This is a genomic window from Frankia sp. CeTa3Moorea (genome assembly GCF_978021225.1).
On record NZ_CDXDOR010000027.1, the window covers coordinates 33,516 to 44,487 of the forward strand.

Here is a 10,972-nt window from a genome sequence, read left to right on the forward strand (position 1 = left end):
TCCAGGTGACGAGGGGATTGCGCAGGCGGCCCTTGTCGGTGTCGCCGACGCCCTCCACCATCGGCCACCCGTAGTTGCCGCCCGGGATGATCAGGTTCACCTCGTCGACGTTGTTCTGGCCGAACTCGGATGCCCACAGCCGTCCGGCCGTATCCCACGTCAGGCCCTGCACGTTGCGGTGGCCCATGCTGTAGATCAGCGAGCCCGGGAACGGATTGCTCGGCGGCACGCTTCCGTCGGGACGCATCCGTAGGATCTTGCCGTTCAGACTGGCGCGGTCCTGCGCCCGTGTGGTCACGCCGGCGTCCCCTACCCCCGCGTACAGCAGGCCGTCCGGGCCGAACCTGATCCGTCCGCCGTTGTGGATCTGGGCGTTCGCGAGCCCGGTGAGGATCGGTGCGGGGGGACCCGCCCAGTTCCCGGTCAGCCGGAACCGCACGATCCGGTTGTCGGCCCGGGTCGTGTAATAGGCGTACACGAAGTGATCGGCCGCGTAGGTGGGGGAGACGGCGAGGCCCAGCAGACCCGATTCCCCGCTGTGCACCATGTCCGGAAAACGGGCGACCTCGGTAGGCTCGCCACCGCCGGCCGGGCGACGCAGGATACGGCCGCTGTCCCGTTCGCTGATCAAGGCGTCCCCGGAGGGGAGGAAGGCGACATCCCAGGGCGTCGCGAGACCCGTGGTGATGATGCGCAACTCGGGCTGCGGGCTGTCGCGACCCGCCGACGGTGCGGTGGTGGCCGGCTTCGACGACTCGGCCGGCCAGGGGCGGCCACCATTCCCGCCGCAGGCGGATACGCCGAGGCCCACCAGGGCGAGAATGGCGCTGACCAGGACGAGGCAGCGCACGGGAGGACAACGGGGAGATTCGGGGCGGCCCGCGACTAGGCCAGCCTTTGCCGCGGCGGCGCGGCCGGGCTTAGGAGACGTGACGGGCGGCAAGGACCGTCAGTAGCATCACGATCGCGATCAGCGCGACGATCACCTGCGGTGACATCTGGAAGAAGCTCTGGCGCAGGTACTCGCGCGAGGCGCGGCAGGTGGGACACCGGCCTTCGACCACCAGTCCGGCGCAGCGCGCGCAGACGAGATCCTCGCTGCCCATAGCGCCTCCTTCTCACCCGGGACGGATGCCATGATCGGGCGATCGTCGCACTTCCCCGGGGTGGGGACAACACCCGGACGTTTCGGATGGAGCACGACCGTTGGCGACACGCACGATCGACCTCCACGTTACGCCCGCGCACGGTGGCGTGCCGCTCCGTCAAAGGTCGACCGGGCGAGCGGTGACCCGCCCGGGGCTGTTCTCGGAGATTCCGGTCGGGTGTTAACCTGCGGCCCCCGACCTTCGTCACGCCCTACCATGCGGCTACTGAAAGTCATGGGAGTGCGGGAAGGCGCAATGATCGTTTTGAGTTCCGTGAGCAAGCGGTACCCGAACGGCGGCCGGCCGGCGCTGATCGATGTCACCGCGGAGATCGGTGCCGGTGAGTTCGTCTTCCTCGTGGGGTCGTCCGGATCGGGTAAGACCACATTGCTGCGATTGCTGCTGCGGGAGGAACGGGCGACGTCCGGCCGGGTGCTGGTGGCCGGCCGTGACGTCGCGCGGATGCCGGACCGCGGGGTGCCCCAGCTGCGCCGGCTGGTCGGCTGCGTCTTCCAGGACTTTCGCCTGCTACCGAATCGGACCGTGGCGGCGAACATCGCGTTCGCCCTCGACGTGGTCGGCCGTCCTCGGCATGTCGTGCGCAGCGTCGTGCCGGAGGCACTCGACCTGGTCGGCCTCGCGGAGAAGGCGGACCGGTATCCCGATGAACTCTCCGGAGGCGAACAGCAGCGGGTCGCAATCGCCCGGGCGTTCGTCGGCCGTCCTCGGGTACTGCTGGCCGACGAGCCGACCGGCAACCTCGATCCGAACACCAGCATCGAGATCGTGAACCTGCTCGACACTGTTCATCAGGCCGGCACCACCGTCGTGATGGCCACCCACAACGCGTCGCTCGTCGACGCGATGCGCCGCCGGGTGCTCGAGCTGAGCGACGGCGCGCTGATCCGGGACGAGGCTCGCGGGCGTTACAACCAGGATGATCTGGTGGTGCCGATGATTCCCCGGCCCGGGCCCCGGGTGCCGGCCGACCGGGTCCGCTGATGCGACCGGGTCTGCTGGCGTCGCTGCTGTGGACGGGCCTGCGTCGCAACCTGGCGATGACCTGCGCTATGATCATCACTGTCGCGATCTGCCTGGCGTTGCTGGGGTCGGGCCTGCTCCTGCGGGCGCAGGTGCACACCATCGACAGCTTCCTGCTCGACCAGATCGAGGTCGTCGTTGATCTCTCCGATGGCATCACCCCGGGCGAGCGGTCTGCCCTCGAGGCCGAGATCGCGGCGGATCCACTGGTCGTCGACGTGCGGTACGAAAGCAAACAGCAGGTGTACGACCGTTTCCGCCGGGACTTCCGTGGATCGCCCGACGTCCTCGCCGGTGTCGGACCCGACGACCTGCCCGCGGCGCTACGACTTACGCTCACCGATCCGCGAGCGGCCCGCGACATCGTCGTCACCTACACCGGCCTCGACGGGGTGGAAGCTGTGCGCGACCAGCGCGGCCTGCTTGACCCGTTGTACCGGTTCCTCGACGCCTTCACAGCGGGCGCCTTCGCCCTCGCCGCCGTGCAGGCCTTGGCGTCCTTCGCCCTCATCTACACGATGATCCGGATCTCGGCGCATGCTCGGCAGCGGGAGACTTCGATCATGAAGATGGTCGGTGCGTCCAACGGAACAATCCGGGCCCCGTTCGTCTTGGAGATCGCGGCGGTGGGGCTGGTTGGCGGGCTGTTCGCCACGGGCGTGCTCGCGCTGGCCAAGATCTACCTGGTGGACGGCCGGTTCGCGAAGCAGACGATGTTCCCCCTGTTCGGTTGGTCGGCGGTCTGGGAGACCGCGGCCGTCGTGCTGGGGGTCGGTGTGCTCGCCGCCGCCGCGATGGCTTCGGTGGCGCTCCGCCGTCATCTACGGGTCTGAGGCGTCATCCGTCGCTCGGCCCCGGTCCGCTTCGACTCGAACTGGACATCATCCTCGAGGAATACTTCCTTGAGATAATCTTCGGGTGAAACCTCATATTGGCGTCCCTCCGGGCTCGTCCAGATGAAATGTCCAGGCCTGGGCTGGCACACGGACCATCCCTTCTGCGTGGATTGATCGGGAGATGATGTATCCGGCCGCCCCTGTCTTCTCGTAGCACCTTCCTCGGCGCCACGCCTGGGCCGCTTTTCATCCGCGTGTTTCAGCCGGTGATGCCTCCGGAATTTTGGCCCGAGGTTCCGCTCGCTCGTCTGGCCACCTCGACGATGCGACCTGCGATGATCAAGATCGCAGTGAATGGAAGGCTTCTCACATCCCGGAAAGACACATGTAGGGTTTCGAGTTCGAACATGACGAGCCAGGGCGGCTGAGGGAAATCGACGCCGGCTGACCTCCAGGACTCGTCCTTCCGGCGGATCCATCAGTATCCGCCGCCATGTGCACCGGGGGTTCTCGGCCATCTCGCGAACGAGGCCGTCCGGTATCGGGCCATAACCGGGAAGTTCCGCCGGCTGTTCCGACATACCCAGCAGACAGGAAGCCGATACGACCACCTGCGTCTCGATACTGACACGGTCACGATTCTGCCCCATCAGCAGGTCGTAGAAAACGTCGGCCCGACGCTGGTCGAGCCCGCGACCGTCCTGCGCACCGCCTGCTCTCCTCGCCAGAAGGTCCACCCGTCGAAACGCCGCGAGCATGCGGTCTGCCGGAAGCGATGCCGAGACGCGGCCCGTACCATCCGGCTCGGCCCGCACCGTCACCTGACGCGCCTTCGCCGCCCTGCGGCGACGCTGCTCCGCGCCCTGAGGGTCTACCACCACCACACGCCGTCGCACGGCGGCCGCGAACGCTGCGTGGCTTGGCCGCCCACCCCGGCGCAGAACCGTCTCCGCCACGTCCGCGGCTTGGCTGTCCGACAGGTTGGCCGTCAGTCGTTCCAGCACGGCCAGCCGCTGGGAATCCAGCTCACCATGTTCAAGAGCAGTCAGCGCGGCCGGCATGCGGCGGACGACGCCAACCGCGAAACCCAACTGCTGGTTTCCCGACGCTGATGATATTCTCAGCTCGGCAGCCAGTTCGTCTCCCGCGAACTCGTGAAATCCCCTGGCAGCCCCGCTCTCATCCTCTTCCGTGGGCGGCCGTAGCTGCGCGAACCTCGCTCTCACGAGCAGCCGTGCCGCCTCCCAGCGCGCGATCTCCCGACCGATCGCCACATCCGCTCGGAGACATCCGTCCGCGTCGAATTCAGCTACACGACGACCATAAACCATCGATGAGTCCAGGCGACGGGAAAGAGAACCACTGTCGTCGACCCCGGTGTCGCGGGGGCCCAGGGCCTCTGCTTCCTCGCGCGGGCTGGACTCGTCCGAACTGGGCTTACCCGGACTGGACTGTGAGCCGGGCCGAAGCGATGAACCGGGTCTGGTCGCTGGATGCATCATGCCGCCTGTCATGGGCACTTGGAGGGAACGGTTGGATCTGCTGGCAGGAACCGCCGCCGATTTGCCCGAACACTCCGATCATCGAACATGTGTTCGAGTATAGTACTCGCTGGCACCGTTCATCAAGTCCAGCGTCGTCAAGTCCATCGTCTCGACGGCCGGGCAAGCTCGACAGCCGAGCAAGGAGGTGGAAGGTGTTGAACGCCCAAGTCGCCGCCGTGGCGGCTCCTCCGCGGGGCGCGCTGACGGCGCTCGTCGCCCTACGGAGCGCTCGGCGACGTCACCCGGGCCACGCCGGCGACCGACGATGGCGCTCACATGATCGATACCATGAGTGTCCTCGCGGTGGAGCCGGGCGTGTCACCGACGCGGGAGGCAGGACGTAGGTTCGGAGAAGATTTCGCGAACGGTGTGGGAAGAGGGACAGGACAGTGCCGAGGGAGACGGGGCGCAGACTGATCGCGCAGAACAAGCGCGCCCGGCATGACTACGACATCCTCGACACCTACGAGGCTGGGCTGGTGCTCCGTGGCACTGAGGTGAAGGCGCTGCGGGCCGGGCGGGCCTCGCTCGTCGACGGGTTCGCCCAGATCAGCGATGGTGAGATCTGGCTGCACAACGTGCACATCCCCGAGTACACCGAGGGGACCTGGACGAACCACGCCCCCCGCCGCAAGCGCAAGATGCTGCTGCATCGGGCGGAGATCGAAAAACTGGTCGGTAAGACCCAGGAGGGTGGGCTCACGCTGGTCCCGCTCTCGCTCTACTGGAAGGACGGGCGGGCGAAGATCGAGATTGCGCTGGCGCGTGGCCGCAAGTCGTACGACAAACGGCACGCGATCGCGGAGCGGGACGCGGCCCGGGAGATCGGCCGGGCGATGGGCCGCCGAGCCAAGGGGCGCTACCTTTGATAGCCAGCCGTCCATGACACCGTCCGTGGGGCCGCCGATGTTCCTGTCGACGTTCCTGTCATGGTTCCCGTCGTCGTTATTTCGTCGTCGTGCCGCGGATTCGCCGGTTCCGGCACCATCCGAGTCGCCGTGACCGCCTCCGACGGCGACCGGCTGGCGCAGCTCGAGGCCCTGCTGAGCGCACAGGGTGAGGCGGTGCTGGCGGCGGCGGTCGCGGCATTTGCCGAGGATGAGCGTGCTGGTGGAGGCGCGGCCCGGGAACTGGCTGTCGGTGCCCGCCTGCGCGCCGAGGGCGTGTCCCCCGCGCTCCTCGCCTCCGCGTTCACTCAGGCGGAGCTGAGGCGGCGCGCGATGGTCAAGTTTGCCCGGGCCGATCGGATGTTCTTCACCCGAGCCGGGTTGGAACAGGCGTCCTCGCAGGCGGCGGCCGAGCATCGGGCCGCGCGGTTCACCGGCCTAGGCCGGCTCGCCGACCTGTGCACGGGGATCGGCGGGGACGCGCTGGCCCTCGCCCGGGGCCGGGAGATCATGCTCGTCGACCGGGATCCGGTTCATCTGCGGATGGCCGCGCTCAACGCCGCCGTCCACGCGGCCGAGGGCACGACCGCGCCGCCTTCGACCCTTCCGTCCACGACCCTTCCGTCCACGACCCTTCCGTCCACGGCCGTTCCGTCCACGGCCGTTCCGCTCACGGGATCGGCCGTGCCGACGGGATGCCTCGAGACGCGCCTGTCCGACGTGCGGGAGGTGGACCTCTCCGGATGCGACGCCGTGTTCGTCGATCCGGCCCGGCGTGCCGGCGACCGTCGGTTGGCGTCGCGGGCGAGCGAGCCGCCGCTGGCCTGGTGCTTCGGGCTTGCCGACAAGGTTGCGGCTGTCGCGGTGAAGGCCGCGCCAGGGCTGGCGACGGAGCTGGTTCCCCCCGGCTGGGAGATCGAGTTCGTGGCCGACGGACGGGATCTCAAGGAGGCCGTGCTGTTCTCACCGGCCCTCGCGACCGCCTCGCGTCGCGCCACTGTGCTGCCCGGGCCGGGCGGCTCGGCCTCCCTGCGGGCCGGGGGAGCGCCGGCGAGCCTCACCGGGACCCCGGATCCAGTCCTCCCGGCGGATACGGGTCCGGCGGGACCGGCGGGACCGGCGGGTCGGGTCGGCGAGGTCGCCGATCGGGTAGCGGCTCCGGGCCGGTTCCTCCACGATCCGAGCCCGGCGGTCACTCGGGCGGGCCTGGTCGGCGAGCTCGGGCGGCGCCTCGGAGCCTGGCAGATTGATCCAATGATCGCCTTCCTGACCTCCGACGAGGCAGTGACGACCCCCTTCTCCCGCCTGCTGCGCATCGAGGCCGAGCTGCCCTTCGACGTGCGCCGGATCGCGGACCTGTTGCGGTCTCGTGAGATCGGGTCGCTGGACGTCCGGCGACGCGGCCTCGCCGGCGACGTCGAGGAGATCCGCCGCCGGTTGCTACCCCGCCGTCGTGATCTGATTCCCGGTGGACCGGCTGTCACCGTGGTGATGACGAGGCTGCGTGGAGCTCCCTGGGCCTTCGTCTGCACCCCGGCATCGGATGTCGGGGCGGTGGCGACTGACCGATCCTCATGAGCGACCGATCCTCATGACCGACCGATCCCGGTGGACGCCATCGGGGGCGAAACAGGAGTGACGTTCATGCGTGTTGCCTTCGTCGGACTGGGCACGATGGGATTTCCCATGGCCGGTCACCTGGTTCGGGCCGGGTTCTCCACCACCGTGTTCAACCGCACGGCCGCGACCGCGGCACGCTGGGCCGAGGAACATTCCGGCCGGATCGCGCCGTCGCCCGCCGCCGCGGCGACTGAGGTCGACGTCGTCTGCCTCTGCGTCGGTGCCGATGACGACGTCCGCGAGGTCGTTCTCGGTACCGACGGGATGCTGGGAGCGCTTCGGCCCGGTGCGATCATCGTCGATCACACGACGACCTCCGCGGAACTCGCGGAGGAGATCGCAGCGCGCACCGCCGAGGTCGGCGTCGGTTTCGTCGACGCCCCGGTCTCCGGCGGGGAGGCAGGTGCCGTGGCCGGCCGGCTGAGCATCATGTGCGGTGGGGATCCTGAGACGATCGAGCGGGCCAGGCCGGTGCTCGCCGCCTACGGCGCGACTATCACGAGGGTCGGGCCGGTCGGTAGCGGACAACTCACCAAGATGGTCAATCAGATTCTGGTGGCGGGAGCCGTCGAAGGGGCGGCCGAGGCCATCAACTTCGCTATTGCCGCCGGTCTGGACACCGATCTGGTGCTTTCCGCCGTGGCCGGCGGCGCCGCCAACTCGTGGTACCTGGCGAATCGTGGTCAGACCATGGTGCGCGACGAGTTCGATTTCGGGTTTGCGGTCGACTGGATGCGCAAGGATCTGCGGATCTGCCTTGCCGAGGCGGGTCGGCGTGGTATCCCGCTGCCGATGATCGAGCTGGCCGAGCGGGATCTCGCCGCTGCCCAGGCGGACGGCGAGGGTGGTCTCGACACGACGGTCGTCATCCGGCAGCGGCGCCGTGCGACCAGGCCGGGCGGCGCGGGTGGCGCGGGTGGCGAAGTCTCCCCGGCTTCCTGATCATGGAGCCACAACGGTGCCGGTCACTGTGGCGATCAGGCAGCCGGTGACGGTACCGGTCGCCACGACGAGCGGGACGATCCGGCCGAGATGGAGCAGGCACAGGCCCCCGATCAGGGCTCCGGCGAACATGGCGACGGGGCCGGCGAACCGCCGCGCCCCACCGCGGCCCATTCCCCCACCGAGCCGGGAGTCGATGATGATCCCGGTCAACGTGCTGGTCAGCACGTTCGTCGGGATGTCCGGAACGGCTATCCGCCGAGCCGTCGCGTGCTGCAGGCCCATCGCGAGGGCCAGCGGGAGGATGACGGTATAGGGCCGGGCCTCGGGGATCTCAGGGATCTCGGGTTCCGTGCCGAGTCCCTGGGTGACCAGCGCGGCGATCAGCGCGCCGGCCATCAGCCCGGTCTGCGCGGCCATCGCGATGATCAGCCACGAGAAGCGACGACCGCCGATTATGGTCACCGTGCCGATCCGTCCGGTGATGACGGCTCCGGCCAGGAACCCGGCCAGGGCCAGCGCCGACAGGTCGGCGGACAGGCCCGGGGCCCCGGCCAGCGCAAAGGCCAGCAGGACGACGTTTCCGGTCATGTTGGCCACGAATACCCGGCCGAGTCCGAGAAAACTGACCGCGTCGACGAGACCGGTGAGGATCGCCAACGCCACCAGCAGCGCCGGCAGCCGTCGACGCTGGTCGGGGGACGGCCGCATGGGCACAGTTTCACCGAGTGACGGCCGGTACGGCGGGAGGCGGGAACTCCCGGCGCCTCTGATCTCGGCGCCTCTGATCTGATCTGATCTGATCTGATCAGATCAGATCAGAGGCGCAACGGACGGACCGGAGCCGCGGCGAGCGCGGGAGTGCTCCGCCAGTCGACCCCGGGAACGTCGATGTAGAGCTCGATCTCGTTGCCATCTGGGTCGAGGATGTACAAGCTGTGGGTGACCGTGTGATCCGACGCGCCGACGATGGTCACATCCGCGTCGTGCAGACGGGCGAGCACCGCGCGCAGTTCGTCATCGCTGTCGCCAACCTTCAGTCCGAAGTGGTACAACCCCACCCGCCGGCCCTGGGGTATGGCCGCCGCGTCCTCGCCGACCTCGATGAGGAGCAGCTCGTGGTGGGTGCGTCCGGAGGAGAACGCGGCGGCGGGGGCCCGCAGTGGGTTGCCGTCCGCGCCCGCCGGGTCGGGAAAGATCTGCCGCCAGCCGAGTACGTCCCGGTAGAAGGCGCTGGAACGCCCGATGTCCCGGACGTAGAGGACGAGATGTCCCAGTTCCTTGATCTTCACGGTGATCTCCCGAGGCGCTGGTCGTCTGGTAGCCGTTATCCATACAACAACTCCGTACAACGGCGTTGCCCGCGACGGCATGCCCACGGGGCCCGGCCGCCGTGACGCCCGCCCGCCACGGCCCGCCACGACCCGCCGCATCGGAAACCCGTTGGTACGCGGGGTGCCCGACGTGGGAACATGGAGCTGGCGTCCGAGCGTTGGATGCAGTGACGCGCGCGATGGGCCGGGTTGGCAGGAGCGTCTGTCGGCTGGTGCTGGCGCCCGCGTCGTGCGGTATGCTAAAACGCCGTAACTGATCCGAACTTGGGGGTGACCGGCTTCGACTCCGGACGTCGAGGCAGGGGAAGCGGGCCGAGGATGAGCGGTTATCTCGTTAACGATCCGTTCAGAACAACAGCTGCCAACAAGACGCAGCCCACTACCCCCACTTACGCGCTCGCCGCTTAAGAGGGACTAGGTAGTCGTCAGTCTGGGAGAGCCTCCGGCCCAGAATCTGACGTCGCTAGGAGGATCACCGGCTGACCCGGTCGCGGGGTCGGTCGGGACATCAAACAGCGACTGAGCCTACGTCGGCTTGCCTGCGTGTCCGACGGGGCTGAGAAACAAGTAGCAGGATGCGCCCGGAGAAGCCCTGTGTCGGGGCCGGAGGACGCGGGTTCGATTCCCGCCACCTCCACCACTTGGAGTGACAATGCCCTGACCTGGGTAAATAGATGAACTCTATGAGATTAGATCGTTGATCGAGTGGAGGATATCCAGGTCAGGGCATTGATCGTTTGGTTCGATTCCCCGAACGTACCGGCGGACCTTGGCTGCGGAACGTAGTTTCGGGGATTGGTCGGCAGCGGCGTCGCAGACCTCCGCGTCGCCGGAGCGTCTGTTGCGCGATGCGCCACAAAGATCTCTGCATGCCCTCGGTGAACCGCCCGTGTCACGCGGCCATCGTGTGTGGCGGCCAGCGGCGGCGTCGCTGGCGTTCGGGCAAGCTCCCGGCAACGTGCCTGAGCACGTCGGCAGATAGCACCGATGACGCCGACGACCGCCTCGCCAGGGGGCATCGGGCAGGGCGGTCCGCTGGCTGCGGCAGCCGCTCTGCCCGCCCGGGTGCGAAAGAGTGTCGACGATCAGATGCTGGCCACTCGCAGCTGACGCTTTCGCCCGCGACGGCCCGGCATGTGTACACAGGTCAAAGGGCGGCTGGCCGGTTTTCCGCGGTGGCGGGTGTGATGGGCCAGGCGGCGGTGTCGTCGCGGGTGATCGGCTGGCCGGTGGTCTCGAAGCGGTGTCCGTCGAGGTAGGTGATCGTGGCTTCGACGGGGCGTCCGGTGGTGCCGCTGATCGAGATGCGGGTGAGGACGAGCAGCGGGGTGCCGCGGGAGACGCCGAGGTCGCGGGCCTGGCCGGGGGTGGCCGCGGCGGCGCCGATCCGGGGGCGCCAGGTGAGGGGGGCCGTGGCCGAGGTCGTGTTCGAGCCGGTCGTAGATGCCTCCGGGGCCGGTGGAGGTGGCTTCGAGGATGGTGCCGCGGGCGAGCGTGGCGGGGAGGTAGGAGTCGGCGATCTGGACGGGGTGGCCGTCGGGACGATCCGGTGGCGTTCCAGCACGTCACTGCCGAGGGGGACGTCGAGGAGGCGGGCGATGTGTGGGGGAGCCGGAAGCC

At 68.6% G+C, this 10,972-nt stretch carries 11 protein-coding genes and 1 other RNA gene; 6 read left to right on the forward strand and 6 right to left on the reverse strand.

Annotated features, from left to right (window positions below; genetic code table 11):
- On the reverse strand, window positions 1-850 hold an 850-nt coding region (locus tag AC08OV_RS07710), incomplete at its 3' end, for a PQQ-dependent sugar dehydrogenase (RefSeq protein WP_476619487.1).
- Window positions 851-920: 70 nt separating this feature from the next.
- A complete protein-coding gene (locus tag AC08OV_RS07715; protein WP_462186014.1) occupies window positions 921-1,106 on the reverse strand; it encodes a hypothetical protein in 186 nt (61 codons plus the stop codon).
- 297 nt (window positions 1,107-1,403) lie between these two features.
- Here AC08OV_RS07715 and ftsE point away from each other — a divergent pair, with 297 nt between their 5' ends.
- Together ftsE and ftsX are read left to right on the forward strand one after the other, a co-directional pair.
- A complete protein-coding gene (gene ftsE, locus AC08OV_RS07720; RefSeq protein ID WP_476612717.1) occupies window positions 1,404-2,150 on the forward strand; it encodes a cell division ATP-binding protein FtsE in 747 nt (248 codons plus the stop codon).
- On the forward strand, window positions 2,150-3,022 hold the full coding sequence (gene ftsX, locus AC08OV_RS07725) for a permease-like cell division protein FtsX (RefSeq protein WP_476612709.1): 873 nt from the start codon (window positions 2,150-2,152) through the stop codon (window positions 3,020-3,022). The genes ftsE and ftsX overlap by 1 nt, the downstream gene beginning before the upstream one ends.
- Here ftsX and AC08OV_RS07730 read toward each other — a convergent pair.
- Complete coding sequence (locus AC08OV_RS07730) at window positions 3,007-4,356, reverse strand: HNH endonuclease signature motif containing protein (protein WP_476612710.1); 1,350 nt, start codon at window positions 4,354-4,356, stop codon at window positions 3,007-3,009. The two genes, ftsX and AC08OV_RS07730, sit on opposite strands and share 16 nt — an antisense overlap.
- Before the next feature lie 602 nt (window positions 4,357-4,958).
- Between AC08OV_RS07730 and smpB the strand changes: the two genes are divergently transcribed.
- The 3 genes from smpB to AC08OV_RS07745 all read left to right on the forward strand — a co-directional run bounded on the left by smpB (window position 4,959) and on the right by AC08OV_RS07745 (window position 8,018).
- Window positions 4,959-5,438: an SsrA-binding protein SmpB gene (gene smpB / locus AC08OV_RS07735; protein WP_011435254.1), complete on the forward strand. Its 480-nt coding sequence runs from the start codon at window positions 4,959-4,961 to the stop codon at window positions 5,436-5,438.
- Between the two features lie 60 nt (window positions 5,439-5,498).
- Window positions 5,499-7,034 (forward strand): THUMP-like domain-containing protein, encoded by a 1,536-nt coding sequence (locus AC08OV_RS07740; protein WP_476612711.1) that lies wholly within the window; start codon window positions 5,499-5,501, stop codon window positions 7,032-7,034.
- 66 nt (window positions 7,035-7,100) lie between these two features.
- Complete coding sequence (locus tag AC08OV_RS07745; protein WP_476612712.1) at window positions 7,101-8,018, forward strand: NAD(P)-dependent oxidoreductase; 918 nt, start codon at window positions 7,101-7,103, stop codon at window positions 8,016-8,018.
- Here the strand turns inward: AC08OV_RS07745 and AC08OV_RS07750 are convergent, their stop codons facing one another.
- Together AC08OV_RS07750 and AC08OV_RS07755 are read right to left on the reverse strand one after the other, a co-directional pair.
- Window positions 8,019-8,729 (reverse strand): YoaK family protein, encoded by a 711-nt coding sequence (locus AC08OV_RS07750; RefSeq protein WP_476612713.1) that lies wholly within the window; start codon window positions 8,727-8,729, stop codon window positions 8,019-8,021.
- Window positions 8,730-8,836: 107 nt separating this feature from the next.
- Entirely contained in the window at window positions 8,837-9,310 is a 474-nt protein-coding gene (locus tag AC08OV_RS07755) for a VOC family protein (RefSeq protein ID WP_476612714.1), read from the reverse strand.
- Window positions 9,311-9,618: 308 nt separating this feature from the next.
- Between AC08OV_RS07755 and ssrA the strand changes: the two genes are divergently transcribed.
- Window positions 9,619-9,992, forward strand: a transfer-messenger RNA (tmRNA) gene (gene ssrA / locus AC08OV_RS07760).
- 507 nt (window positions 9,993-10,499) lie between these two features.
- Here ssrA and AC08OV_RS07765 read toward each other — a convergent pair.
- Window positions 10,500-10,972: UTRA domain-containing protein (locus AC08OV_RS07765; RefSeq protein WP_476619488.1), on the reverse strand; the 473-nt coding region annotated here is incomplete at its 5' end.